General features: G+C 62.6%; 30 protein-coding genes and 3 pseudogenes. 8 read left to right on the forward strand and 25 right to left on the reverse strand.

The window, feature by feature from the left end; genetic code table 11:
* Window positions 1-90: 90 nt before the first annotated feature.
* The 3 genes from J2S67_RS06310 to J2S67_RS06320 form a co-directional block, all read right to left on the reverse strand.
* A complete protein-coding gene (locus J2S67_RS06310) occupies window positions 91-597 on the reverse strand; it encodes a 2'-5' RNA ligase family protein (protein ID WP_035755487.1) in 507 nt (168 codons plus the stop codon).
* A 102-nt stretch (window positions 598-699) separates the two neighbouring features.
* Window positions 700-1,098 carry a GNAT family N-acetyltransferase gene (locus J2S67_RS06315; protein WP_070492356.1) on the reverse strand — a complete coding sequence of 133 codons (399 nt, stop codon included), beginning with the start codon at window positions 1,096-1,098 and terminating at the stop codon, window positions 700-702.
* Window positions 1,099-1,134: 36 nt separating this feature from the next.
* A complete protein-coding gene (locus J2S67_RS06320; RefSeq protein WP_035755491.1) occupies window positions 1,135-1,503 on the reverse strand; it encodes a DUF488 domain-containing protein in 369 nt (122 codons plus the stop codon).
* A 219-nt stretch (window positions 1,504-1,722) separates the two neighbouring features.
* Here J2S67_RS06320 and J2S67_RS06325 point away from each other — a divergent pair, with 219 nt between their 5' ends.
* Both J2S67_RS06325 and J2S67_RS06330 read left to right on the forward strand, forming a co-directional pair.
* On the forward strand, window positions 1,723-2,094 hold the full coding sequence (locus J2S67_RS06325) for a hypothetical protein (protein ID WP_052048352.1): 372 nt from the start codon (window positions 1,723-1,725) through the stop codon (window positions 2,092-2,094).
* Entirely contained in the window at window positions 2,078-2,374 is a 297-nt protein-coding gene (locus J2S67_RS06330; RefSeq protein ID WP_052048353.1) for an aspartate dehydrogenase domain-containing protein, read from the forward strand. The genes J2S67_RS06325 and J2S67_RS06330 overlap by 17 nt, the downstream gene beginning before the upstream one ends.
* Window positions 2,375-2,399: 25 nt before the next feature.
* On the opposite strand, the gene J2S67_RS06335 is transcribed toward J2S67_RS06330, so the two are convergent.
* The 11 genes and pseudogenes from J2S67_RS06335 to J2S67_RS06385 form a co-directional block, all read right to left on the reverse strand.
* Complete coding sequence (locus J2S67_RS06335; RefSeq protein WP_084590374.1) at window positions 2,400-4,361, reverse strand: heavy metal translocating P-type ATPase; 1,962 nt, start codon at window positions 4,359-4,361, stop codon at window positions 2,400-2,402.
* A gap of 249 nt (window positions 4,362-4,610) precedes the next feature.
* Window positions 4,611-4,877 (reverse strand): Txe/YoeB family addiction module toxin, encoded by a 267-nt coding sequence (locus J2S67_RS06340; RefSeq protein ID WP_035755496.1) that lies wholly within the window; start codon window positions 4,875-4,877, stop codon window positions 4,611-4,613.
* Window positions 4,874-5,116 (reverse strand): type II toxin-antitoxin system Phd/YefM family antitoxin, encoded by a 243-nt coding sequence (locus J2S67_RS06345; RefSeq protein ID WP_035755498.1) that lies wholly within the window; start codon window positions 5,114-5,116, stop codon window positions 4,874-4,876. The genes J2S67_RS06340 and J2S67_RS06345 overlap by 4 nt, the downstream gene beginning before the upstream one ends.
* A 366-nt stretch (window positions 5,117-5,482) precedes the next feature.
* Window positions 5,483-6,025 carry a hypothetical protein gene (locus J2S67_RS06350; RefSeq protein ID WP_035755505.1) on the reverse strand — a complete coding sequence of 181 codons (543 nt, stop codon included), beginning with the start codon at window positions 6,023-6,025 and terminating at the stop codon, window positions 5,483-5,485.
* Between the two features lie 186 nt (window positions 6,026-6,211).
* Window positions 6,212-6,517 (reverse strand): annotated as a pseudogene (locus tag J2S67_RS09900) (transposase); the annotation flags it as partial.
* Between the two features lie 57 nt (window positions 6,518-6,574).
* Window positions 6,575-6,835: a transposase gene (locus J2S67_RS06360; protein ID WP_141742532.1), complete on the reverse strand. Its 261-nt coding sequence runs from the start codon at window positions 6,833-6,835 to the stop codon at window positions 6,575-6,577.
* A gap of 384 nt (window positions 6,836-7,219) precedes the next feature.
* A complete protein-coding gene (locus J2S67_RS06365) occupies window positions 7,220-7,474 on the reverse strand; it encodes a Txe/YoeB family addiction module toxin (protein ID WP_035755506.1) in 255 nt (84 codons plus the stop codon).
* The gene (locus J2S67_RS06370; protein WP_035755507.1) at window positions 7,475-7,735 is read right to left on the reverse strand and encodes a type II toxin-antitoxin system Phd/YefM family antitoxin; all 261 of its coding nucleotides are present in this window, start codon (window positions 7,733-7,735) and stop codon (window positions 7,475-7,477) included.
* 245 nt (window positions 7,736-7,980) lie between these two features.
* Window positions 7,981-8,298: an Abi family protein gene (locus J2S67_RS06375; protein ID WP_070507741.1), complete on the reverse strand. Its 318-nt coding sequence runs from the start codon at window positions 8,296-8,298 to the stop codon at window positions 7,981-7,983.
* A 419-nt stretch (window positions 8,299-8,717) separates the two neighbouring features.
* Window positions 8,718-9,269 (reverse strand): GNAT family N-acetyltransferase, encoded by a 552-nt coding sequence (locus J2S67_RS06380; protein WP_310247351.1) that lies wholly within the window; start codon window positions 9,267-9,269, stop codon window positions 8,718-8,720.
* A gap of 49 nt (window positions 9,270-9,318) precedes the next feature.
* On the reverse strand, window positions 9,319-9,552 hold the full coding sequence (locus J2S67_RS06385) for a FitA-like ribbon-helix-helix domain-containing protein (protein ID WP_070491079.1): 234 nt from the start codon (window positions 9,550-9,552) through the stop codon (window positions 9,319-9,321).
* Window positions 9,553-9,687: 135 nt separating this feature from the next.
* Between J2S67_RS06385 and J2S67_RS06390 the strand changes: the two genes are divergently transcribed.
* A complete protein-coding gene (locus tag J2S67_RS06390) occupies window positions 9,688-9,933 on the forward strand; it encodes a ribbon-helix-helix domain-containing protein (RefSeq protein WP_035755593.1) in 246 nt (81 codons plus the stop codon).
* Between the two features lie 105 nt (window positions 9,934-10,038).
* On the opposite strand, the gene J2S67_RS06395 is transcribed toward J2S67_RS06390, so the two are convergent.
* The 8 genes and pseudogenes from J2S67_RS06395 to J2S67_RS06430 form a co-directional block, all read right to left on the reverse strand.
* On the reverse strand, window positions 10,039-10,326 hold the full coding sequence (locus tag J2S67_RS06395) for a HigA family addiction module antitoxin (protein ID WP_310247354.1): 288 nt from the start codon (window positions 10,324-10,326) through the stop codon (window positions 10,039-10,041).
* On the reverse strand, window positions 10,323-10,622 hold the full coding sequence (locus J2S67_RS06400) for a HigA family addiction module antitoxin (RefSeq protein ID WP_035755514.1): 300 nt from the start codon (window positions 10,620-10,622) through the stop codon (window positions 10,323-10,325). The genes J2S67_RS06395 and J2S67_RS06400 overlap by 4 nt, the downstream gene beginning before the upstream one ends.
* Window positions 10,623-10,630: 8 nt before the next feature.
* Window positions 10,631-10,912, reverse strand: a complete 282-nt coding sequence (locus J2S67_RS06405) for a type II toxin-antitoxin system RelE/ParE family toxin (protein ID WP_239446555.1) — start codon at window positions 10,910-10,912, stop codon at window positions 10,631-10,633.
* Between the two features lie 501 nt (window positions 10,913-11,413).
* Window positions 11,414-12,031 (reverse strand): DUF305 domain-containing protein, encoded by a 618-nt coding sequence (locus tag J2S67_RS06410; protein ID WP_310247361.1) that lies wholly within the window; start codon window positions 12,029-12,031, stop codon window positions 11,414-11,416.
* A 48-nt stretch (window positions 12,032-12,079) separates the two neighbouring features.
* Complete coding sequence (locus J2S67_RS06415) at window positions 12,080-14,314, reverse strand: copper-translocating P-type ATPase (protein ID WP_407682068.1); 2,235 nt, start codon at window positions 14,312-14,314, stop codon at window positions 12,080-12,082.
* Between the two features lie 51 nt (window positions 14,315-14,365).
* Window positions 14,366-14,692 carry a heavy-metal-associated domain-containing protein gene (locus J2S67_RS06420; RefSeq protein ID WP_070507752.1) on the reverse strand — a complete coding sequence of 109 codons (327 nt, stop codon included), beginning with the start codon at window positions 14,690-14,692 and terminating at the stop codon, window positions 14,366-14,368.
* A gap of 114 nt (window positions 14,693-14,806) precedes the next feature.
* A pseudogene (locus J2S67_RS06425) lies at window positions 14,807-15,516 on the reverse strand (sensor histidine kinase).
* A pseudogene (locus J2S67_RS06430) lies at window positions 15,513-16,234 on the reverse strand (response regulator transcription factor). The pseudogenes J2S67_RS06425 and J2S67_RS06430 overlap by 4 nt, the downstream one beginning before the upstream one ends.
* 404 nt (window positions 16,235-16,638) lie before the next feature.
* On the opposite strand from J2S67_RS06430, the gene J2S67_RS06435 reads away from it, so the two are divergent.
* Window positions 16,639-17,214 carry a CueP family metal-binding protein gene (locus J2S67_RS06435; protein WP_310247366.1) on the forward strand — a complete coding sequence of 192 codons (576 nt, stop codon included), beginning with the start codon at window positions 16,639-16,641 and terminating at the stop codon, window positions 17,212-17,214.
* A gap of 198 nt (window positions 17,215-17,412) precedes the next feature.
* On the opposite strand, the gene J2S67_RS06440 is transcribed toward J2S67_RS06435, so the two are convergent.
* Window positions 17,413-17,760 (reverse strand): hypothetical protein, encoded by a 348-nt coding sequence (locus J2S67_RS06440; protein WP_310247369.1) that lies wholly within the window; start codon window positions 17,758-17,760, stop codon window positions 17,413-17,415.
* Window positions 17,761-17,811: 51 nt separating this feature from the next.
* Entirely contained in the window at window positions 17,812-19,236 is a 1,425-nt protein-coding gene (gene merA, locus J2S67_RS06445) for a mercury(II) reductase (RefSeq protein ID WP_310247371.1), read from the reverse strand.
* 107 nt (window positions 19,237-19,343) lie between these two features.
* Between merA and J2S67_RS06450 the strand changes: the two genes are divergently transcribed.
* The 4 genes from J2S67_RS06450 (at window position 19,344) to J2S67_RS06465 (ending at window position 22,615) form a co-directional block, all read left to right on the forward strand.
* Window positions 19,344-19,733, forward strand: a complete 390-nt coding sequence (locus J2S67_RS06450; protein ID WP_070507759.1) for a heavy metal-responsive transcriptional regulator — start codon at window positions 19,344-19,346, stop codon at window positions 19,731-19,733.
* Window positions 19,734-19,777: 44 nt separating this feature from the next.
* Window positions 19,778-20,284, forward strand: a complete 507-nt coding sequence (locus J2S67_RS06455) for a flavin-dependent oxidoreductase (RefSeq protein WP_310247375.1) — start codon at window positions 19,778-19,780, stop codon at window positions 20,282-20,284.
* Window positions 20,285-20,366: 82 nt separating this feature from the next.
* Window positions 20,367-20,726, forward strand: a complete 360-nt coding sequence (gene cmtR / locus J2S67_RS06460) for a Cd(II)/Pb(II)-sensing metalloregulatory transcriptional regulator CmtR (RefSeq protein ID WP_310247378.1) — start codon at window positions 20,367-20,369, stop codon at window positions 20,724-20,726.
* Window positions 20,723-22,615 (forward strand): heavy metal translocating P-type ATPase, encoded by a 1,893-nt coding sequence (locus tag J2S67_RS06465; RefSeq protein ID WP_310247381.1) that lies wholly within the window; start codon window positions 20,723-20,725, stop codon window positions 22,613-22,615. Before cmtR ends, J2S67_RS06465 begins: the two co-directional genes overlap by 4 nt.
* Window positions 22,616-22,965: 350 nt before the next feature.
* Here J2S67_RS06465 and J2S67_RS06470 read toward each other — a convergent pair whose 3' ends face one another.
* Window positions 22,966-23,454 (reverse strand): HXXEE domain-containing protein, encoded by a 489-nt coding sequence (locus tag J2S67_RS06470; RefSeq protein WP_310247384.1) that lies wholly within the window; start codon window positions 23,452-23,454, stop codon window positions 22,966-22,968.
* Between the last annotated feature and the right edge of the window lie 55 nt (window positions 23,455-23,509).

Consider the following 23,509-nt stretch of genomic DNA (forward strand, 5'->3'; position numbering starts at 1 on the left):
CGCCGATAAGGTCCGAAAGAAACTTATAATTCGATTCTGAAACGAGTCTGAAGGTCCTCTGCACCCAAGCTGAGGGAACGCGAGGAAGTTTCAGTGAGCCCCGGCGAGCGCCCGATATTCCCGGGTTACTGGTTTCCAGAAGCCCGCCCGGTGCGCTAGCAGTTCTTTGAAATGCCGCGGGGTCACCTCATCCAGTGCCGCAACATATTCGGGCACGGTTTCGCGCGGCAGCCGCAGGCCCATCGTGAGGTGTGGGATCCAGTCCGTGCGGTGATCCTCCGGGTTAAGCACGCTGATCTCGCGGACTGCTTGCCGCATCGGCTCCCCCGTTTCCAAAAGCCATGCGACCGTCTGTTTGCGGCGCGTACCGAATATCACGGTGCCGACTCGTTGAAACTCCGCGGGGATCACGGCTGGTAAAACCTCGGCGGCGCGTTCCACGGCTGCCGGCGCCATATCGTGTGAAAAAGAGATAGTGATGTGTGGGGTCTGGTTTTGGCGCGGGAAACCGCGGGCTTCGAGGGCATCGAAAATCTCGCGCACCTGCCGCTCCTGCTCAGGCGGTAAATACAACAGAATGTTCTGCGGTGACGCCACGAAAAACCCCTCACGCATGCATTTTTGAGAAACTAGCTAATGTTGAGGATCTAGCAACTGTTGACGCCGAGCAACTGTTGGTGCTTACCCGCCGGCGCCGATCTAGCCGCGCAACACGCGTCGGTTGCGCATCACCATCGCGGTCCCTTTGAAGAAACCAAGCCGCTCATAGTAGCCAATCAGGTGATCGTCGCAGGCCAGATCGATCGAATACATGCCCTCGAGGCTGGCTACGATGCGGCGCACCAGCTCCTGCCCGATCCCCTGATTCTGATACTCCGGCAGCACCTCAAGCCACGGGATGAACGCGGTGAGAACACCGTCGCTAATCGCGTTGATGTAACCGACCACGCGCTCGCCATCGAGCGCCCACACGCGTCGGAACGAGCCATCCATGACATCCACGAGCTGTTGAGCACTCGGCGGGGTGGGCCAGCCGACGAAGAACCCCTCAAGCTGCTCGGCTTGAACCGCGCCTGGCTCATCACGATACGTAATCATGCGGTCGCTCTGCCTTCCTCATGCGTTGCGGTTTCCCTACGCATGCTCTTGCAACCAGGCCGCCAGAACCGGGACGTGAGAATGCTCAACATCCTTAGCCGCCGTCAGTAACGTCACGTGAGCGCTATGTGACAGTTCCTCCGCGAGTTCAGCGGCCGCATCGTTCTCATCAAGTTCGGCACTGTAGCGGCTCTTGAACTCATCCCAACGCTCTTCCGGCGCCTCATGAAACCAGGTGCGTAAGGCACTGCTCGGGGCCGCGTCCTTAGCCCATACGTCATAGTCGAGGGCCTCCTTCTTGATCCCGCGAGGCCACAGTCTGTCAGTCAAAACGCGGGTACCCTTAGTCGGCTCTGACTCCTCATAGACACGACGAAACGTCCACTTAGCACTCAGCGAGCTCATGATCACCTTCCCGCAGTGTTTTGACGCCGGAGCAGTTTTGTTGACGCCGGCACAGTCTTGTATCGGCACAGGCTTCAACCAGCGCTATGCCGGCCACTATCTACCTTAGTAGCCGTCCCCCACGTCAGGGGGTGGCGCGGCACAGCATAGGATCGAACCAGCTACACCCCACGCGAGGAAAACCTCCGAGCAAGGAGGGCACATGAGCAAGGAGGCCACATGGCGCTGAACATCGCTTTGATCGGATACGGCGGGATCGCCTCCCGTGTTGCCCCCGCGGTCCGGGACATGGACGACGTCCAGCTCGTGGGCGCGATCGTGCGCACGCCAGGGCCAGCAGCCGACGACGGTGTGGCCGAGCTCAGCCTGGACGAGGCACTCGCCGACGATGCACTCGCGGACGATGTACTGGCTGAGGGCGCGTCGCCGGAAGGGCTTTCCGGGCGGCCCGTGGACTTGTTCGTTGAGGCCGCCGGGGTTCCTGCCGTGGCTGAGTACGGTCCGCACATCGTCGGGGCAGGTAAAGACCTACTGATAACCAGCGTTGGGGCGCTCGCCGACCCGCGGCTACGGCGTGCCCTACGAGGGTGACGTAGCCGGGGCTATCGACAAGTTCCCAGCCAACCTCAACGTGGCTGTCGCGCTCGCGCACACAACGGGGATGTGGGATGAGACAGTCGTGAAACTCATCGCCGACCCAGCCACACACCAAACCAAACACACCATCACAGCTAGCGGCGCATCGGGCTCCTACCGGTTCGAGATCACCAACAATCCCCTACCGGATTCCCCGGCAACCAGCGGGATCGTCGTGAACTCGGTGATCACCGGGATCCGGACCATCGCAGGCACGTCCGGAGTCACCGTCTAGACCGTACCGCCTGCGCCGGGACCGGCTATGCAGCGCCGACCTCGTGGCTGTCAGCCCGTGACGAGTGAGTGTGCCCCGTGTGAACGTTCCCCGCATGAATGTGGATGTGCGGCTGGCGTGATGCCCGCAGGCCGTTGAGGATCACGAGGACCTCGGTGAGTTCGTGCGCGAGCACCACGGCGGCGAGGCTCATGACCCCGAAGAACGAAAGCGGCAGCAACAGCACGATCAGCGCGAGCGATACCGCGAGGTTCTGGTTCATGATGCGCCGGCCGCGGCGTGCGTGAGCGAAGGCCCGCGGAAGCAGGCGAATGTCCGTGCCGGTGAAGGCGATGTCAGCGGACTCGATCGCGACATCGGCTCCACCCACGCCCATTGCAATACCGATGTCAGCCACGGCGAGCGCTGGCGCGTCGTTGATGCCGTCGCCGATCATCGCGACGTGGTTGAGCGCTTGGACCGCGGCGACTTTGTCTTCGGGGCGCAGCTCGGCGCGGACATCCGTGATGTCGGCTTGGGCCGCGATCGCGTTCGCGGTGCGTGCGTTGTCGCCGGTCAGCATCGTGATCCCGATGCCCTGTTTCTTCAACGCAGCCACCGCATCGGCCGCTCCTTCGCGGAGCTCATCGCGCACACCGATCACCGCGGTTGGTTCGTCGTTGACGTGCAGAACCACGGTGGTCATGCCGTTTTCTTCAAGCTCGGTGGTGTCTGCGCTGAGCGGGCCGGGGCTGAGCCATCGTGGGCTTCCGATCGCGATGCGGTCGCCGTCGACCCAGCCTTCGATGCCGTGGCCGGCCTGTTCCGTGACGTCGGTTGCGGTGGGGACCACGGGTGCGGCGGTGGTGATCGCGGCGGCGATCGGGTGGGAGCTGTGTTGTTCGAGGGCGGCGGCCCATTCCAGGGCGACGTCCATGCTGACGTTCGGGACGGAGCGGACGGCGGCGACCTGTGGTTTGCCGCGGGTGAGGGTCCCGGTCTTGTCGATCGCGATGTGGCGGATGGTTCCGAACCGTTCGAATGCGGCACCGGATTTGATGATCACGCCGTATTTGCTGGCTCCGCCGACTGCGGCGATCACGGTGAGTGGGACGGCGATGGCGAGTGCACATGGGGACGCTGCCACGAGCACGGTGAGGGCGCGGGTGATCCACAGTTCTGGGTCGCCCACCAGCGAACCGATCACCGCGATGAGTGCCGCTAGGACGAGGACGCCCGGCACGAGCGGTGTAGCGATGCGGTCAGCGATGCGCGCACGTTCCCCGCGTTCGTTTTGCGCTCCTTGCACGAGCGAGACGATGGTCGTGAGCGAGTTATCGGTTCCTGGCGCGGTGGCCTGGATTTCCAGTGGCGTTGTGGTTGCGATGGAGCCGGCGCTGATGTGTTCGCCTTGTTCTATGGTGAACGGCATGGATTCGCCGGTGATGGCGCTGGTGTCGATGTCGGTGCGGCTGGTGATCAGGGTGCCGTCGGTGGGGACGCGTTCGCCTGGGCGGATGAGGATGTGGTCCCCTACCGTGAGTTCGGAGGTGGGGATGGTGATGGTGGTGTCGCCGCGGCGGATGGTCGCTTGGTCTGGTGTGAGGTCGAGGAGGGCGCGTAGGCTACCTTGCGCTTTGGCCATCGCTTTTTCTTCGAGGGCTTCAGCGATGGAGAACAGGAACGCGAGTGCTGCGGCTTCCCCGACGTAGCCGAGGATGACGGCGCCGACGGCGCTGATGGTCATGAGGAGTGCGACACCGATTTTGCCTTTGGTGAGGCGCTTGAGGGCATCAGGTACGAAGGTTGCCGCGCCGATGATGAGGCTGGCCCAGTAGAGGACCTGTTCGGCCGTTTCGTAGCCGAGTAGGCCGGTGATGAACCCGGCGACGAGGAGCAGGCCCGAGGTGAGTGGCACGAGGATTTCGATGTCCCGCCACCACGGGACTGTTTTGACGTCGATGCCTTCCATGACGATGTCGCCGCCGCAACCGCACGCTGAGCTCATATGACCCTTCTCCTTGTCGAGACCGGCTGATGAAACCGAACGGGGATCTGGTTCATGAATGGCCGGTTAACCTGTTTCCAGGCTAGCCCCGCAGAGGCGGGAAACGGGCATTTTTACGTGATGCGGGCCACAGTGTAAGAAACATGTGTAACTTACTTTTTCGGGCGCTTGGTAGCTGAAAATGACAGTGATTTTCAGGAGGGTTTTTGGGGGTGCGGTGCTGGAGTTTTGGTGCCTAGTGGGGCTTGCTTATTCGTAGTGAGTCCACATCCGCAAAACGTGGACGGTGCGAGCCTCGGCATTGACCTCATAAACGAGGCGATGCTGAATATTGATCCGCCGCGAATAGCAACCGGCTAAGTCGCCGATAAGTTTTTCGAAACGGGGTGGACTGGCGAATGGGTCTTCGGAGAGCAAGTCCAACAACATTCGCGCTTTAGGCTTTAGCCCCGACGACGCTAATTTCTTTGCGTCTTTCTGAGCCTGCTTCGAGTAAACCAAGCGCCAGTTGGTCACCAGTCAAGCTCCTCAGAGCCCGACGCGATCCCTTCCTCCCGGGCAGCAAGGATGGACTCAGTCATTCCTGGGATCGAGGCCAGAAACAGTGTTTCCTGAATCGCACGCCAGTCTTCTTCGCCCACTAGGACTGCATTGCCGCGTTGCCCTGTTATGGTCACCGGCTCAGACTCGTCATTCACTTGATCGATTAAACGGTACAGATTATTGCGTGCCGATGTTGCGTTTACAGCAGTCATTCGTCGATCACCTCAAGACCAACCGTACGCCTTTACGTACGGGAAGGCAATAGGCGCTTCTTGCAGGCAACACTGTCAACTCAGCACATCACTGCCACATCAGCACATCAGGTCCACTAGCCTTCCGCGATGCAGGGCGCGAGATCATTTTCTTTGACCGATATCAAGCGGCTAGGAAAATGAGACTGGACGCCGCACTCACAATACTGATGAGCGCGTTGAGCACTGGATAAGACACCATAAACCCTGCCGCAAATTCAGCCCAGCCGGGTGCGGAGCAGATGTGAGCGAGAGATTTCCTGCCTTCCGAACGTCTGCGTGGACGCGTTCATCAGGCTGTTGCCAACAGGTGCCGGCGCGCTTGACTCACCCCTGGAGCGAGGTGTTCTTCTCCTCCAGTTTCGTGCCGCCGCTGAGGCACCACTCCTTCCCAGCCGAATCTACGAACGCAACTTCTGTAATCATCTTCCGACCTTTGCCCTTAACAAGGAAGTCTGGGGCCTCATTCGACCGGTCAAGATCAATGAGGGCTCCCCAGTGGTACTTGGGGTGGCTTGGCACGACGAACCTACCGGGAGGAAGCGCTCCTAGCTCAAGAGGCCGGTTCTGGACACTGCCGTCCAATCGCTGGCTATAGACCTTGACATCGTAAATTGGCTTGGTCGAGCCGTTGTACAGGAAGATGGCCCAACTCTCTTCATTCTCGCGTTGAGACAGCCTCGCCCCGAGCGCGAAGACAAGTTCTGCCTGCTCGCGTTCAATTGCTTTCTTCCTATCTTCATCACGTTTTTGCTCAACCGCCAGCAACCGCGAGCTCACACGCCACGCGACAAACGCAGCAATCACGGCCAAGATGCCCCCGATTGATCCGACCCACTCAGCAAGCGACCCTATGTTCAATGCTTTCACCACCTTGATCCAAACCGCCCGACTAGCACTCTGCCAATAGTGTCAAACTAGGAAGGTTGGCAGGCAACACGTCTCGAATAGCGACTGGTGCCTGCTGACCCTCCCCTCACTTTACCCACTCTTCCGGTTTTAGAGTGCGTTGAGTCGGGCTGATAGGTGCCCGGAGTGGAGCAGGCAGCGCAGCGCTTAGTGCCCGAAGTTCCTGAACCCCAGCCCGATACCGCGCAGGTGCTCGAAGCGTCCGTTGATCGCTTCGACCGAACCGTTCGACGCGCCACCGCGATCGAAGTACGCCAGCACGTGAGCCCGTTTCCGCCACAACGTCCGCCCCAACTGAGCAAGCTCGTCCAGCCCTGCCGGCAGATCTCTGCGCAACAGGTTGACCACTGCCTGCGTGAGCTTCCGCCTGGCGAGCTGGACGACATGGAACGGATCCATCACCGGTACCGCGTCCGGTAGCGCCTTCGTGGTGGCGGTGTGGTAGCCGGCGAATCCGCCCATCGTGACGACCCTGACCTCGGTACGGAATGCTTGGGAGCGTTCCTGCAGTCACGTGGTCACGACATTCGTGGAACGTCCGCCTTTCACATCCAACAGACGGGCTCGACCGGTCCCATCGATCAGTGGAGTCAGGTCGAGGAAGATCGTCGCGAAGGAGTCCTCACCGTGTCCGCGCACGTGTTTCCAGCTGTGCTCATCGATACCCAGGACACGGACCCCGGCCAGATGCGCGGGATCGGCGTAGACGGGGGATCGTGCGGCATCGAGCTGGTGCTGGAAGATCGAGCGCCGACACGGGGGCGGACACACTGGTAGCGGGGCAGGCGTACGTGCAGGCGGGTCGAGTGGCCGGTGATCGGGACATCCGTCAGGCGACGGATGACATCGTCACGCAGGCGGCCTTCAGTGCCGTAGTCGGGACAGTAGTCTAGGGGTTCGCGTAGTGTGGCTTCGATGACAACTGTCACCGGTTTGTTCTCGATGTCAGTCATGGGGCATCTGCCTTGAGTCTTGTGCCTGCACGGCGCGCTCCCTGGTGCAACCGCACCGGCTTATTGGAACGCAACATGATTTTCCCACGGAACCATCAGTAAAGACGTTCCGATGGGCGCAAAGTTCGGTCCGGTGTGGGCATGGTGTCGGTACTCGGCAATCGCCACTCTGGCTGTGTAGGCATTCCAAGTGGCCGGCCGATCAGTAGTGATATCGGGCCTGAAGGATGATAAGTTCCTCGCCATCCACAAGGTAGACCAGTCGCTGCTCGCTGGTTATGCGACGCGACCATGAACCCTGCGCTCCGTATTTCAGCTGTTCGGGCTTGCCAATCCCGGTGAATGGGGCACGCAGGCAAGCGTCAATAAGTTTATTGATGCGTTTCAAGATCTGCCGGTCGGCTATCTGCCAGTGTTTGTAGTCCTCCCACGCCGATTCGTCCCAGACCAGACGCACTCAGTGCTCCTCGTCTGTACGATCCAGTTCATGAACTTCGACTTTTCCACTGCGGGCTCGTTCATATGCATCAAGCAATCGGCGAGCATTGGCCGGTGAACGGAACAGGTAGGCAGTTTCTTGCCAGGCTGCATACTCGTCGGCTGGCATCAGGATGGCGTTCCCTTTGCGGGAAACAATTTCTATAGCGTCACGGTCTTCATTGACCTGCTCGATCAAGGGAAAAAGTCTCTTGCGTGCCTCGCTTGCACTGATAGACATATTGAGGACCTCCCTCGATGGAATGAATGGTACAGCTTAACGGTACCAGTCACTGCCGGTGTGCATAGCGTGCCGCCGTACCGTACAGAGTTCGACAGCATGAGCATTCCTTTTGCAGGATCCCGTGCGAGGTGCCTGCCCCAGCCACGCATCTTGCACCGCACCTAGTGCTTCCGGTTTGCCGTGCCCGGACTTATCTACCCTGCCGAGCCGGTGATCAATAAAGAATCGGAATGCATTCACGATCATGCTGAGAACGTCACCGAGCCGGGTGCGCAGTTCGTGGTCGAATTCGTATAGCGCAATACATGTGCGAGGCTGGTTCCGGGAGCGAAGGTATCTAAGCGGATCTCACGGCCATCATCACTGAATTGCCACGCAGGTGGCACAGGACGATCACGGTAAATATGCCGATAGCCCGAGAGCCGATAGTATCCGTATCGCTCCAGGATCTGAGCCGCATACGCATCGTCACCGCAGTCCATGCCGCGCTCGCGTAGCCGGCGTACCTGTTCAGGGACTATCAAGAACGGTTTCGCATAGGTGCTGTGCGGATCTGTCATGTACCCACCATCCTGGTGTTCCCCGAGTTCAACGACTCCGGGCAGGAGTAGAAAAGAGAACAGACTTGCCTCTCATCGCGAGAAACAAGTCTGTCGTATTGATCCGAGTGTACACTTCGCACATGTTTCAGATCAAGCCCCCCGAACAGCTGGAACCCAGCGACGGCGGAGCGTCTGGCGTCGGGTTGACTACGACATCGTGCTCCGCTTGATACAGGCAGCTGTAAACCTGCTCTCCTCCCTTGTTCGCCGTATTACCTGACCTACCTGACGCAGGAAGGCCACACACGCCGCAAAACTTGTTATGTGACTCCGGTCGATGGCACTAAGAACCACAGTTCATCTCTTGCCTCCAGCAACTACACGTTAAACCGGAAGTCCACCGTGCTCCGGCACTGAGAACCACCTGCAGTCAGCGGCTACCAAGCCCGTCCGCGCAGGTCGATGTCTCCATCGGGCCACATCTCGAATGGGGCGATGGGCAGGACAAGGATCGGCGGGCCTGGCTCTTGCTCGACGGGTTCGCCATCACACCCGACCGACCTCTCGCGCGCACGGATCTTTTTCCACCCGCATGACGCGTAGAACGGGACGACCTGATCTCGACACCCCAAGTAACCGAACGCGACGCGGCCGCCATCGCGCATCGACTGCGCTGCCCAGCTCATGAGTTCGCTCCCGAGACGCGTCCCTCGTGCGTCAGCGGAGATCAGAACACCGCCGACTCCCGCGATCGCGAGGGTCTCCGTGCCAACCGTGATCTCGCGGCGCGCCCATCCCACGTGGCCTACGATGCGACCTTCGTTTCGCGCCATGATGTGGACATCATGTGGCGCATAGCCGTAGGGCTGCTGTGGATCCCATTCTCCGAACTCCTCGAGATATTCGCTGTCGAAGAGTTGCCGAAGCCCACGCAGATCGGCTTCAGTGAGCTCTTGGTGGGCGATGATCTCGATCGAATGACGCTTCACACTTCCACCTTCCACAGGTCTACGAGTTTGCCGCTGGTGTCGAGGATGATCATTCGAAGTTCGCCACCCGTGCTACATCGTCGCGCGTCGGAATCGGCAGCCCCTTGACCCCACCGCGATCCTGCGCCACATTCAGAAGAACCGCGCCTATGTGCGGCCGTCGGGCCGCCTTCGTTAGGATAGCGCGCACCTCGCCATCCATGGACTGCCCGTTCGCCTTCGCCTGAGCCGCGATTTGTGCCTTCACATGATCATCAAGACCTCGCACGACAATGGACGGCATCAGCACCACCCCCTTATGATATCAACAATGATGATCTGAATGGTACGCCTCGGAAAGAAAGAAGCGAGGCGACTGATGCTGAAGAAGCGACGTCTCGCTGGCCGCCACACTCAATTCCGTATTACGATTAAGGGTATGAGGACGATTAATGGGCAACAGGTTAGCGAAGAACAAATCGATGAGTGGGTAGCGGAAGCCGAGGACGGCTACGATGTGGAGACGCTTCGCCGTCGAGGCAGGAAACCTCGCCACGAAAATGCGGCTAAAGTTATCTCCATTCGCCTTTCACCCAGCGAAATTTCAGACCTGGATAAATACGCGGCCACTCACGGATGGTCGAGGTCCCAGGCAATCCGAGAAGCTTTACGGAATGCCGTCTAAATGGAAGTTCGCTCAAGCGCCACAAAACACGGGATCAAACCAGAACTGAACCAAGGTCAGCTACCACGCTCGAGATACCATCGGGGCGTAGCACCGTTCGGTTGGTCATGCCACTTGTAGCGGAGAAATAGCATCAACCGTATTCTTCAACGCGCGACGCTGCAACCGTAGCTCGTAGTTCGACTGAAGATTCATCCAAAACTCCTCGGACGTCCCGAAATACCGCGCCAGCCGTATCGCCATATCTGCAGTGATACCTCGCTTGCCATGCACGATCTCGTTGATCCGCCTCGGAGGAACACCGATAGACACAGCGACCTTATGCTGCGTGATCCCGAAACCTTGGATGAAGTCCTCCATCAGGATCTCTCCTGGGTGGATCGACTTGATCACGCGACTTGCAGTGGCGTGATCTTAGTTATCTGATCGGCCACACGCTCCTGCGCCATCTCAAGCTCATAACGGCTCTGAAGATTGAGCCAGAACTGCGGTTCCACTCCGAAATACCGCCCCAGACGCAACGCCGTGTCGGCAGTGATGGCGCGCTTGCCGTGCACGATCTCGTTGATCCTCCGCGGAGGGACACCGATAGACACAGCGAGCTTGTGCTGCGTGATGCCGAATCCCTCAATGAAGTCCTCCATCAGAACCTCGCCAGGGTGAATCGGCTCGTAGAGCTTCTCAGTCATTATGCACCTCAGTGGTAATCCTCGATAATCACGTTCTCCGGGCCAGCTTCAGTCCACACGAAGCAGATCCGCCACTGACTGTTGATACGAATGCTGTGCTGACCCTTACGGTCACCCTTCAACGCTTCAAGCCGGTTCCCCGGTGGAATGCGAAGAGAGTTAAGCGACACCGCAGCATCGAGCAGATGCAGCTTCCTGTTCGCGGACTTATGAATCCGCGGATCTATCCGAGGCGCCGCTTCACGCAACCACACAAGCTCCGTGTCACGGTCACCGAAAGATCTGATCACGAAGTCAGTTTATAACGCAAAGCGTCAATAACGCTACACGTTAAACCGGAAGTCCACGACGTGTCGTTGCTAAATACCCTTACCCTATGGACATACAGCAGAAGCTGCTAGAGATTGAGTAGATACAAGAAGTAAAAAGCGATAGCTAGGATCACAGTACGGTCTTCGAGACCGCGACGACGGCTGCTACCGCAGGCCTCGTTGCCTAACTGACACCAACGCCGTGTCCACTACTCGGGGAACGCCCCCAACATTAATGCTGCCCTGCCGGCAAACCAGGGCGGCCGCGTGAGTATCGGACAATAATGCGTAGTCCTCCAAGGGTCTGGACACAAGAGCTTTCCCCTTTCCTCAGTGGCGCGACCAGAGGGAGAAGAAACATCCATCCCGGTGCACCCGCTGCGGTGATAACGACCCATCGCCCGCAGCAGGTGGCAATCGTCACGGTTATCCCTCTTTTTCAGATTCCTGTCCTCGGGATCAGAAAAAGACGAGGACCTGTCATAGGTCAGTGAGCATCTGCTGCATCTGGGCGATCTCGGCCTCCTGGTCGTTGATAATTTGTTCGGCCAGGGTGATCGCATGCGGGTTCTGGCCGTCAGCAACCTCGTCACGGGCCATATCGACCGCACCCTCATGGTGGGCGGTCATCTGCTCAAGGTAGAGCCGAGCAGCCTCGGTGCCCTTGGCGTCCTCGAGGGCTGTCATGTCCTCCTCGCTCATCATTCCACTCATCCCGCCATGGTCCATCTCACCCATATCACCGGTGACCGGTTGCTGACCCCAGGCCTCGAGCATGGCGTTCATCCGGTCAATCTCCGGTCCTTGGGCGTCAATAACCCTCTGGGCAAACTCCACGACCTGGGCGGGGATATCGTCCTTGGCCAGGAGGATTTCACTCATCTCCACGGCCTGCTGGTGATGGGGGATCATCATCTGGGCAAACATGATGTCCGCGTCGTTGTGATCGGCGGAGATCTCCCTGTCCGCCTCAGTCGTCGCAGTGCTGGTGGCCGAGGTGGTGGCGTCGGTGTTGCCTGACTCGGTGGCCTCACCGCAGGCGGCCAGCGCCAGGGTGGAGGCCACGGCGAGAGCGGAAAGAACAAGGGTGCGCTTCATCGTGGAGCCTTTCAGGGTATATGGGGGGCAGTGGAGAGAAGTAGTGGATCAGTGGACGGCGGTGGATGCCGGAGTGGGCGTGGTGTGTTCCTCCTTCGACTCGGTCGGAGCCAGGTGAGCCGGATCCAGATCAATGCGGCGCAACAGTTGGGCATTCAGGGCCACCACGATGGTCGAGGCAGACATCAAGATCGCGCCCACGGCCGGGGACAGCACGAACCCGATCGAGGCGAGCACTCCGGCGGCCAGCGGCACGGCGAGGATGTTGTAGCCAGAGGCCCAGATCAGGTTCTGGATCATCTTGCGGTAGCTGGCCTGGGACAGCTCAATCATCGACAGCACTGCCCGCGGGTCATCACTGGCTAGGACCACCCCGGCAGATTCCATGGCCACATCCGTGCCGGCACCGATGGCGATACCGACCTCCGCGCGGGTCAGAGCGGGTGCGTCATTGACACCGTCGCCGACCATGGCCACGCTCAAACCTCGGTCCTGCAACTGCGTGACCTTGGTGTCTTTGTCCTGTGGCAGGACCTCGGCGAAGACCTCATCAATGCCTAAGACCTGACCGACCGCGTGGGCCACCTGCTGGGCGTCGCCGGTGATCATTGCAACTTTCACCCCGCGGTCCTGCAAGGCTTTCACGGCGGCGTGGGATTCGGGGCGGATCTTGTCCTCGACGGCCACCGCACCGATGATCTGACCGTCGCGGACAATATGGAGCACACCAGCCCCACGCCCGGTCCAGGCGCTGGTGGTGTCGGTGAGCTCGGCCGGGATGGTGAGGTTGAACTCGCGCAGCATGTTCGGCCCTCCCACGAGGATCTCAGCGCCATCGACAGTGGCCCGGACCCCTCGACCGGAGGCGGCGCTGAAACCAGTTGCACGGATTCGCCGACGGGAGGCCTCGGGGTGGGCGGCCGCGGCCTCCACGATGGCGCGGGCCACGGGGTGCTCGCTGTCGGCCTCCGCGGCGGCGGCCAGGGCCAGCAACTCGCCCTCGGTGACGCCGACAGCTGCCGCGACACCGGTGACCGCGTGCGCACCCTCGGTCAGGGTGCCGGTTTTGTCGAAGAGCACCACGTCGATGGTGCGCATCCGCTCGAGCGTCATTCGGTCCTTGATGAGCACCCCGGCTTTCGCGGCCCGCTCGCTGGAGATCGCAATGACCAGCGGAATCGCCAGGCCCAGGGCGTGCGGACAAGCGATGACCAGCACCGTGACCGTGCGCACCACGGCATCGTCCGGGCTGCCGATGATGGTCCACACCACCGCGGTGATCAGAGCGGAGATCAGCGCGAACCAGAACAACAACGCCGCCGCCCGATCCGCCAGGGCCTGGGCCCGGGAGGAGGACTCCTGGGCATCGGCAACCATGCGTTGGATCCCGGCCAGGGCGGTGTCCCCGCCGGTAGCCTCCACCCGGATGCGGACGGTGTTGTCGGTGGCCACGGTACCGGCGACCACCTTGTCACCGGTGTCGCGGAAGACGGGACGGGATTCGCCGGTGATCATCGCCTCATCGAATTCGGCGGCTCCGTCGAGGATGGTTCCGTCGGCCGGCACCCGGGCACCGGCCCTCACCAACACGACGTCGTCGACGACCAGCTCGGAGATGGCCACGGTGCGAGTGGTCCCGTCGATGACTTTCTCGGCCTCATCCGGCAGCAGAGCAGCCAGCGCGTCAAGCGCTGAGGACGCGGCCCCGAGAGCGCGCATCTCCAGCCAGTGGCCCAGCAGCATGATGGTCACCAGCAGAGCCAGCTCCCACCAGAAGTCCAGCTCAAAACCGCCCAGCCCCAGAGTGGTGACCCAGGAGGCAACAAACGCCACGGTGATGGCCATGGCGATCAGAAGCATCATCCCGGGTTGGCGGGATTTCAGTTCTTTCCATCCGCCCTTGAGGAAAGGCGTTCCGCCGTAGACGAAGATGATCGTGCCCAGCACCGGGGGGATCCAAGTGGATCCGGGGAATGCCGGGAGGTGGTAGCCGAGCAGGTGGGCGACCATGGGGCTGAAAATAACGACGGGAATGGACAGAATCAGCGACCACCAGAAGCGGTCCCGAAACATTGCGGTGCTGTGTCCGGCGTGTTCGCCGTGACCATGAACGTGGTGGTCTTCATCCAGGGCGGAGTGCGGGTGATCGTGGGGCATCGCCTGGCTGTGGGTGTCGGCATCTGCGTGGTGTTCGTGCCTGGCATGATCCGGGTGGTGGGTGTGGTCTATTTCCGGAGCGGGGTGATCACCATGGTGATCACCGGAATGGTGGGGAGTGCTCATGACGTTCCTTCCGCTCAACCCGGTCAGGGTCGAGATGATGGGTAAAACCGATCAGGATAAGACGGTGTAGCCGGCCTCCTCGATGGTCCGGCGAACCATCTCCGGAGGTACGACACCGGTGACCGTGACGGTGGAAACACCACCAGCAGCGAGATCAACCTGGACGTCGTCAACCTGGGGGAGGGCCTGAAGGGCCTGGGTCACGCTTTTCGCGCAGTGCCCGCAGGTCAGGCCAGTGACCTGGTAGCTAGGGGAGGCCCCTCCTGCTGACGAGTCGCTGGCGGCAGGGATGGAGGCGGTGCCGGCATCTGAGGCAGGTCCGCAACAGCTGCAGCCGTGGTTGGCCATCGGCAAGAGGCGGGGCGGGGAGGTGATCATGGGAAAGCTCCTACGGGTCGGTGGGATGCGGCGATGCCACTCCCTAGCGTATACCCCCCTGGGGTATTTTTTCAAGGAGTGGAGGGCACGGCCCTAAGGCGGGGCAGGGTGTGGTCACCGAGCATCCTCCTCACTGTCGGGAGGGGACAGCGGGAGGCGGAGGGCAAACACCGCTCCGCGACCGGGTCCGGGGGAGGTGGCGGTGAGAGTGCCGCCGTGGGCCTCGATCAATGCCTTGGAGATGGTCAGACCGATACCGGACCCGCCGTTGTCCCGGCTGCGGGCGGCATCCCCCCGGTAGAAGCGTTCGAAGATGTGTCCGAGCTGGCCAGGTGGGATGCCCTCGCCGTCATCGGCGACGTGGATGAGCGCGGTGGACGCCCCCTGGCGGTGGACGCTGATCCGGACCTGCCCGCCGGCCGGGGTGTGCCGTAGCGCGTTCGACAGGAGATTGCTCATCACCTGGCCGAAGCGTTGCCGGTCCACGACCCCGTCCTGGAGACCATCGAGGTAGACCGTGAGCACCGATAAGGGGGTGCCCATTTCGTGGGCCAGATCAGAGAGCATCTGGCGGCGGACCTGTTCGGTGTGTTCCAGCCGGTCGGCCATGGTGTTGAAGGCATGCGCCAGGGTGGCGACCTCGGGGCCTGCTCGGCATGGAATAGCTCCAGCGAGGGGTCCTCCCGGCCGGCCATCAACATATGATCATGGAACAGGGTCGGGCCCACCGTCGTGGCCACGGCCGCGGCCACCAGCAGGCTAATCACCACGACCAACACCTGGGCGACCAGGAAGCGGAAGGTCAGGCCGGGTCCGTGATTCATGCCTGCCCCACCCGGTAGCCCACGCCACGCACGGTGTCGATAAACCCCCGACCCCGGGTGTCGGTGCCGAGCTTGCGACGCAAGTTGCCGATGTGGACATCGACGATGCGTTCATCACCGACCCAGGTGGTGTCCCAGACCTCGGTGACCAGATCGTGGCGGGTCAGCGCCTGGCCGGGGCGCAGGGCCAGGGCAACCAGCAGCTCGAACTCCGTGCGGGTGAGCTCCACGGTCCTCTCCCCCACCCGCACCTGATGGGCAACGGGGTCAAGGATGAGGTCACCAACGATCAAGGGGGTGGTCACCTGCGGTGGGGTGGTGCTGGTGCGCGGGCGGCGCTACACCGCATGCACCCGGGTCACCAGTTCCCGGATGCTAAAAGGTTTGGTGATGTAGTCATCCGCCCCCAGGGTCAAAGCGCTGATCTTGTCGTCCTCGCTGCCACGCGCGGTGAGCATGAGGATGTAGCAGTCCGAGAAGGTGCGGATCCGTCGGCATACCTCCAGACCGTCGAGTTCGGGCAGCCCCAGATCCAGCACCACAACATCGGGGGAAAGCGACGGGCCTCGTCCACGGCCTGGGTGCCGGTGTGCGCCTGGCGGGTATCGAAGCCGGCCCGGATGAGGTAGGAGGCCACCATCTGAGCCAGGGGTTGTTCATCATCGACGACCAGCACCCGCCCCAGGGGCGTGGCGGTGGTCGGTGTGCGGTCAGCCATAGACCCCAGTATCGCTCGGGGCAGGGGGAATACCACCCTCGCTCAGTGCCCGGCGGGGAAATCTTCAATCAAATCTTCAAACATCACCCTTCAACCGCCGTCACCCCTGTGCCCCACCCCAGGCCGGCGGCATCGCCTCTCCTCGTCGGTTCAGCAGGCGTCACCAGGGATTTCATTGCCTGCACCGCATACCTGAGGCGGGTAGAAGGACATCGCCCACGGCTGTGGAGTGGTGTCCCGGTGGTGACCCAGCCCACCGAACTCATCCCCTTTTCACCCTGTTATAAGGCTGTGAGCAGGGTTTTTGATTTCTACTCCGTCAGGCGCCCGTGCAAGATAAAGGTATGGCACCGACCTTGAGGCGGTGTCTTCTCACAGTGTTACCACGGTCCAAGGAGATTGACGTGAAACGAGCAGCGATCGCAGCCGCCGCCCTTGCCCTCGCCCTCACGGGGTGTTCGGCCGCCGACCCGGAACCCACGGCCGACGGGACGGTGTCCCAAGATACATTCCTGACTACCCATGGCCTGGCCGACATGGACGCGGTGGAGATCATTGATCGCCTCGACCGGCAGAAGGTCACTGAGCGTCCCACGGATCTGATCGCCTCAGTGCGTGCCGATGAACTGCTGCTCTCGAGCGTTGACCAGGAAGTCGTGGTCGATCTTCCCGACAATCAGACGTATGTCTCGATCGCACCCTATCTCAACTCCACCCACGACTGCTTCTACCACAGCCTCACGACCTGCCAGGGGGAACTCGACAATAAGGATATCCAGGTCACGATCACCGATGAGGCGACCGGTGAGGTGCTGGTGGACGAGGCGACAACCACCTTCGACAACGGGTTTATTGGCTTCTGGCTTCCCGATGATGTCACCGGCCTGATTGAGGTCAGCTACCAGGGGCGTACCGGCACCACGGAGTCTTCCACCACCGACGACGGTGCTACCTGTTACACAGACCTGCGCCTGACGTGATAGCTCAGCAGGGTCCTCACCTGCGCCTGTCTCCCGTGTCACTGAAGTCCCCCACGGTGGCACCTACTTCTACCATTCCCACACCGGCCTGCAGCTTGATCGCGGCCTCCACGCCCCACTGATCATCCGTGACCCGCAAGACGCTGAAGACCAGGACGTCGAGTGGGCCATCGTGCTCGACGACTGGGTCAATTGCATTCAGGGCACTCCCGACGATGAGCTCGACAATCTCACCGGACCTTCGAAGCTCGCCCGAGCGGAAAGGCCCACCTGCGGTTTATCAACTCCGGCGGTAACACCATCTTCAAGGTGGCCCTCGGTGGTCACCGCATGACCGTCACCCACACCGACTGCGATCCCGGCACCGATGAGCCAAGGGTTGCCGAGGAAACCTCCGATACCTGCGAGGGCTCCGCCCGCGGCGAGGAGAGGCAGGCCGCAGCAGATCAGCAGCGGAAGCGCGCAACATGCCAACAGGAGCAAGCCCGTCCCAGCACCGACAAGCACGCCCGCGCGATGCGAGTCGTGGTCCTTATCGCCGCTCATCGTCTGTTCCTCTCCCAGCTGAGCGTTCCCCCCGATTGTCTGCTTGCGCGTTCACGCGCAGCACGACAGGAGCGACGGATCGGTAGTGAAGGCCTTGGCGGCGATCCGGATGCCCTCGGCCATGGTCAGGTAGGGGGCCCAGGCGTCGGCGACCTCGGCGACCGTCTTGCCGAGCACGTGGACCCCGGCGGCGGCGAGCTCGCCGGCGTCCTTGGCGACGGCGGTGATGCCGAGAATCTTCCCGGTGTCGGCGTCCACGACGATCTTGACGAAGCCGCGGGTGTCGCGGTTGACCAGTGCGCGGGGCACGTGGTGCAGCGGCAGGACGCGGCAGTCGCAGCGGATCCCGGCGGCGAGGACGTCCTTCTCGGTCATCCCGACCGCGCCGATCGCCGGGCCGGTGAACGTCACCCTCGGCAGTCGGGCGTAGTCCACGGCTCGGTCGGCGTCGGCGAACGCGTTCTCGGCGATGAGGGTGCCGTGGTGGGCGGCGACGTAGACGAACTCGGGGTGGCCGGTCACGTCGCCCGCGGCCCAGACCCGCGGGTGGGAGGACTGCATCCGGTCGGAGACGACCACCTCGCCGAGGTCCCCGGTCTCGACCCCGACCCTGTCGAGGCCGAGCCCGTCGGTGACCGGTCGTCGTCCGAGGGCGACGAGCACCTGGTCGGCGCGGAACTCCTCCCGCCCCCCGGCGACGTCCGCGGTGACGACGGCCTGCCCGGTCGCGGCGTCGCGGGACACCCGCGTCGGCAGCGCGCGGCGGACCACCCGGATGCCCTCGTCGGCGAACACCTCCTGCAGCGTCCTGGACACCTCCGGCTCCTCCTTCGACGCGAGCCGGGACCGGGCCAGCACGGTGACCTGGGAGCCGAGCCGGGCGAACAGCTGCGCCTGCTCCAGGGCGACGTAGCCGCCGCCGAGCACGAGCAGGGACTCAGGGAGTTCGGTCAGCTCCATCGCCGTGGTCGAGGTCAGGTACCCGGTCTCGTCCAGGCCGTCGATCGGCGGGGCCCACGGCCGAGAGCCAGTCGCGACCAGGTAGTGCCCGGCCTCGATCGTCTCGGTGCTGCCGTCGTCCCCGGCGACCTGGAGGACCGGAGCGTCGGGGGTGCCGGCGAACGCGGCGTCGCCGCGGCGGACGGCCCACCCGTAGGAGTCGGCGACGTCGGCGTACTTCTCGCCCCGCAGCGACTCGACCAGCGCCTGCTTCCCGGCGATCAGGGCGGGCATGTCCACCGGCCCCGCCGTCGTCGCGATCCCCGGGAACCGGTCGGCGGCGTCGGCCGCGGAGTGCCATGCGTCGGCCGCGGCGATCAGGGCCTTCGACGGCACGCAGCCGGTGTTCACGCAGGTGCCGCCGAGCGTCCTGCGCTCGATCATCACCACCGACTTGCCGAGCGTGGTCGCGCGGATCGCGGCGGCGAACGCACCGCCGCCCGATCCGATGATGGCGAGGTCGTACTTCGTGGGCATCGCAGCTCCTGTCAATACTTGGACTTCCGGTCTATCTCAGCCATACTGGACCTTCCAGTGCAGGGGAAGGTCAAGAGGACTTCTGCCGAAAGAACAGGGGGCCTGCGATGCGCATCGGGGAACTCGCCGAGCGGGCGGGAACGACGGCGAAGACGCTGCGGTTCTACGAGGAGCAGGGCCTGCTGCCCCCGGCCGAGCGCACGCCGTCCGGATACCGCGACTACGCGCCCGAGACGGCCGCCCGGATCGACTTCGTCCACCGCGGCCAGGCCGCGGGCCTCACCCTCGCCCAGATCCGCCAGATCCTCGAAATCCGCGACGGCGGCGCTGCTCCCTGCGAGCACGTGCGCGACCTCCTCGACGCGCGCCTCGCCGAGATCAAGCAGCAGATCGCCCAGCTCACAGCGCTCCGAGACACCATCGCCGAGCTCAGGCACGACGCCGCGCAGCCCGACCCCGACTCGTGCAGCGCGGACCAGGTCTGCCGATACCTGTAAACGGCAGAGCCGTTCGCGCCAACGCCACAACCCCGACATGCGCTATGAAAACCCGCTCCACCTCGGCGGAACAGGCCGCCAAGGACGGGCTCAACCTGATGTCCTCCACCCTGGTGTCCGAGACCACCGCCGAGACCCTGGGCGAAATCCAGGCGGATCAGATCAGCCGCTACCGCGCCGCGTGGAAGGAGGCGGGCCACGATTGGACGCCGCGCGTGTCGGTGTCCCGCTCCATCTTCCCCATCGTCGACGGCGTGGACATGCAGATGTTCGGCATGCAGGCCTCCGGTTCCGACCAAGTGGGCACGCTGCCTGACGTCGGCTCAACCACTTTCGGACGCACCTACACCGCCGAGCCGGACAAGCTCATTGAGCAGCTCAAAGCCGACGCCGCCGTCATATCCGCCGACACCCTTCTCATCACTATCCCTACCGGGATGGGCGTGGACGTCAACGTGAAGATCTTGGACAACTTCGCCACGCATGTCGCCCCCGCGTTGGGTTGGCAGCCGAACCACAAAAGCCCAGTTACCGGCTACCCCATCGACTAATTTCTACAGGTCGCAAGCTCTTCGCTCCAACTTCAGTTCAGTGTGTGTTGAATAGTTCAAGGAATACTGTATAGTTCAGCGTATGCTGACTATTACTTCGCGCCTCGACGTCATGAACCGGCTCGGCCGGGCTATGGCTGACCCGACGCGCTCCCGAATCCTGATGGCCCTACTCGACGGCCCGAGCTACCCAGCCGTGCTTGCACGCGACCTGGACCTGACCCGCTCGAACGTCTCGAACCATCTGACCTGCCTGCGCGACTGCGGCATCGTCGTCGCCGAGCCAGAGGGCCGCAAGACTCGGTACGAAATCGCCGATCCGCACCTCGCGGCAGCGCTCGACGCGCTGGTGAACGCGACGTTGGCTGTCGACGAAAACGCCCCGTGCATCGACCCTGAGTGCTCGGTGCCCGGCTGCGGCGTGAAGGGAGCGGACGCATGAGCTCGGTGTGTGGATGCGAACACGAACCCGCCGCGGAGATCGAAGAGCTCGATCGGCCGTGGTGGAAGGACCCCGAGCTGCTGCTACCGATCTTCTCCGGCGTAGCCCTCTGCATAGGCCTAGCGCTGGACTGGTCCGGGCTGGAGACACCCGCGACGATACTGTTCTGGGTCGGCCTGCTGCTGGGCGCATACACGTTCGCACCTGGAGCGATCCGGAACCTTGTCACGAAGCGCAAGCTCGGCATTGGTTTGCTGATGACGATCAGCGCGGTTGGCGCGGTAATCCTCGGCTTCGTCGGAGAGGCCGCGGCACTGGCGTTCCTATACTCGATCGCCGAGGCACTGGAAGACAAGGCAATGGACCGGGCCCAGGGCGGACTGCGGGCACTGTTGAAGTTGGTACCGCAGAGCGCGACGGTGCTGCGCGACGGTACGACGGTCGAGGTCGCTGCGAAGGACCTTGAGGTTGGCGAGCTAATGGTCGTGCGCCCCGGGGAGCGGATCGCCACGGATGGCATCATTCGGTCTGGACGTTCCAGCCTTGACACCTCAGCGATCACCGGAGAATCCATTCCGGAGGAGGTCGCGCCCGGCGACGAGGTGCCCGCGGGAGCGATCAACTCCGCCGGTGTGCTGGAGGTCGAGACGACCGCAGCTGGAACGGACAACTCGCTGACCACACTCGTGGACCTGGTCGAGCAGGCGCAGGCGGAAAAGGGCGACCGCGCCCGGATCGCCGACCGGATTGCCCAACCCCTCGTGCCCGGAGTGATGATCCTCGCGGTGCTGGTCGGCGTGATCGGCTCGCTGCTCGGCGACCCCGAGACGTGGATCACCCGTGCACTGGTGGTCCTGGTCGCCGCGTCGCCGTGCGCGCTGGCAATCTCCGTGCCGCTGACGGTCGTGGCCGCGATCGGCGCGGCCAGCCAGTTCGGAGTGGTCATCAAGTCCGGCGCGGCGTTCGAGCGGCTCGGCGGCATCCGTCACCTGGCGGTGGACAAGACCGGAACCCTCACCCGCAACCAGCCCGAGGTTACCGGCGTGGTCCCGGCAGACGGATTCAATCGGGCGCAGGTGCTTGCTTTCGCGGCGGCAGTTGAGCAGCAATCAACGCACCCCCTCGCCGCGGCGATCGCGGCGGCGGGGCCCGAAGCGCCCGCCGCCCAGGACATCAGCGAGGAAGCCGGACATGGCATCGGCGGCACCGTCGAAGGTCGACGGGTGCTGGTGGGCAGCCCCCGGTGGATCGACGCCGGGCCACTAAAGGCAGACGTTGAGCGCATGGAGTCCTCGGGCCAGACCTGCGTCCTTGTCACCGTCGATGACGCCCTTGCCGGGGCGATCGGGGTCCGCGACGAGCTGCGGCCCGAGGTGCCCGAGGCCGTGCAGACCCTGCACGCCAACGATGTGGAAGTAAGCATGCTCACCGGTGACAACACTCGCACCGCCCGGGCGCTGGCTGAAATCGCCGGAATCGACGACGTGCGCGCCGAGCTTCGCCCGGAGGACAAGGCAAGCATCGTCGCCGAACTCTCATCCAAGACGCCGACGGCGATGATCGGCGACGGCATCAACGACGCGCCGGCACTGGCGGGCGCTACGGTGGGCATCGCGATGGGAGCGTCCGGCTCCGACGCCGCGATCGAGTCCGCTGACGTCGCCTTCACCGGCCACGACCTCCGGCTGATCCCGCAGGCGCTGCAGCACGCCCGCCGAGGCAGCAGGATCATCAACCAGAACATCGTGCTGTCTCTGGTCATCATCATCGTGTTGATGCCACTGGCGATCAGTGGTGTGCTGGGCCTGGCCGCCGTCGTGTTGGTACACGAAGTCGCCGAAGTCATCGTGATCTTGAACGGCCTGCGGGCTGCACGAGCGAAACGCTGAGGCTGTGACCGGCAAGTCTTATAAGGGTTAAACCACGCGCCGAGCATACACACGTTGGACCAGGCGAGTCATTCGAGTTCACCACCTGGTCCTTCTCGATGCGTGCAGGCACGGGAACTGTGGGTGAACCTAATAGTTCAACGGCCCGATACCACTTGCAGATTCTTCACACGAGGTAGCGGAATGGGCCGAGGCCGAACGAAAACCGGAGTTAGAGACAGCGCTCTTCAACCTCCTCCCCCCAATAACGCGAAACGTCATTAACGCCTCGCGTTAAACGTTGAACTTGAACTCGACCACGTCGCCGTGGATACCAACCTCGCACGACATGCCGTTTTTTGCTTTTCCGGTCAGTTCTTGACCGCGGACACCCGACGGATCAGTCGTGCTACCACCTGGCATACTAGGGCAGCGGGCAGGAGCAATGCGACGCCGTTGACCGTGTCACGGAACCGCAGCTCGCACCCGTCCCGCTGAAGTTCTCGACGCGCCATGAGTGCCCCGGGGAGCATGATCGGCACCGCCGTCGCAACACCGGCGGTGTAACCACGCTGCGCGACTGAACCGCCGAGGTGAGTCACGACGTGGGCTTCCAGCCCGGCGACGACTGCCCGATAGGTCGCCGACTTACCGGTAGAGCGCACGCCGCGGCCACACGCCGCCGCCACCAGCATTCCCATCAGCCCCACGGCGATCCACGATTGCTGCGGCGTGATTCTGAGTTGTTCTATACCAGTTCGATCCGCGAGACGATCGCAGGATGCAGGAAACGCGAACGCCTCTTCGAGGTCGTGGATTACCCACGCCGCAAAAAACGCAGTCGGCCCCTTCCAACTCACAATTCAGCCTTTCCCTCACGAATGCAACTACGATGAATCTGCTGGCAGACGCACA

Origin of the sequence: Pseudoglutamicibacter albus (assembly GCF_031458175.1) — a bacterium.
GTDB lineage: Bacteria > Actinomycetota > Actinomycetes > Actinomycetales > Micrococcaceae > Pseudoglutamicibacter > Pseudoglutamicibacter albus.

Bases quoted from the DNA above. Each gene is read 5' to 3' on its own strand.
- J2S67_RS06315 (WP_070492356.1), bottom strand. From the start codon at position 1,098: ATGATTACGTATCGTGATGAGCCAGGCGCGGTTCAAGCCGAGCAGCTT.
- J2S67_RS06320 (WP_035755491.1), bottom strand. From the start codon at position 1,503: ATGAGCTCGCTGAGTGCTAAGTGGACGTTTCGTCGTGTCTATGAGGAG.
- J2S67_RS06325 (WP_052048352.1), top strand. From the start codon at position 1,723: ATGGCGCTGAACATCGCTTTGATCGGATACGGCGGGATCGCCTCCCGT.
- J2S67_RS06335 (WP_084590374.1), bottom strand. From the start codon at position 4,361: ATGAGCTCAGCGTGCGGTTGCGGCGGCGACATCGTCATGGAAGGCATC.
- J2S67_RS06345 (WP_035755498.1), bottom strand. From the start codon at position 5,116: ATGACTGCTGTAAACGCAACATCGGCACGCAATAATCTGTACCGTTTA.
- J2S67_RS06370 (WP_035755507.1), bottom strand. From the start codon at position 7,735: ATGTCTATCAGTGCAAGCGAGGCACGCAAGAGACTTTTTCCCTTGATC.
- J2S67_RS06375 (WP_070507741.1), bottom strand. From the start codon at position 8,298: ATGACAGATCCGCACAGCACCTATGCGAAACCGTTCTTGATAGTCCCT.
- J2S67_RS06385 (WP_070491079.1), bottom strand. From the start codon at position 9,552: ATGCCGTCCATTGTCGTGCGAGGTCTTGATGATCATGTGAAGGCACAA.
- J2S67_RS06390 (WP_035755593.1), top strand. From the start codon at position 9,688: ATGAGGACGATTAATGGGCAACAGGTTAGCGAAGAACAAATCGATGAG.
- J2S67_RS06400 (WP_035755514.1), bottom strand. From the start codon at position 10,622: ATGACTGAGAAGCTCTACGAGCCGATTCACCCTGGCGAGGTTCTGATG.
- J2S67_RS06410 (WP_310247361.1), bottom strand. From the start codon at position 12,031: ATGAAGCGCACCCTTGTTCTTTCCGCTCTCGCCGTGGCCTCCACCCTG.
- J2S67_RS06415 (WP_407682068.1), bottom strand. From the start codon at position 14,314: ATGAGCACTCCCCACCATTCCGGTGATCACCATGGTGATCACCCCGCT.
- J2S67_RS06420 (WP_070507752.1), bottom strand. From the start codon at position 14,692: ATGATCACCTCCCCGCCCCGCCTCTTGCCGATGGCCAACCACGGCTGC.
- J2S67_RS06440 (WP_310247369.1), bottom strand. From the start codon at position 17,760: ATGAGCGGCGATAAGGACCACGACTCGCATCGCGCGGGCGTGCTTGTC.
- merA (WP_310247371.1), bottom strand. From the start codon at position 19,236: ATGCCCACGAAGTACGACCTCGCCATCATCGGATCGGGCGGCGGTGCG.
- J2S67_RS06450 (WP_070507759.1), top strand. From the start codon at position 19,344: ATGCGCATCGGGGAACTCGCCGAGCGGGCGGGAACGACGGCGAAGACG.
- J2S67_RS06455 (WP_310247375.1), top strand. From the start codon at position 19,778: ATGAAAACCCGCTCCACCTCGGCGGAACAGGCCGCCAAGGACGGGCTC.
- cmtR (WP_310247378.1), top strand. From the start codon at position 20,367: ATGCTGACTATTACTTCGCGCCTCGACGTCATGAACCGGCTCGGCCGG.
- J2S67_RS06465 (WP_310247381.1), top strand. From the start codon at position 20,723: ATGAGCTCGGTGTGTGGATGCGAACACGAACCCGCCGCGGAGATCGAA.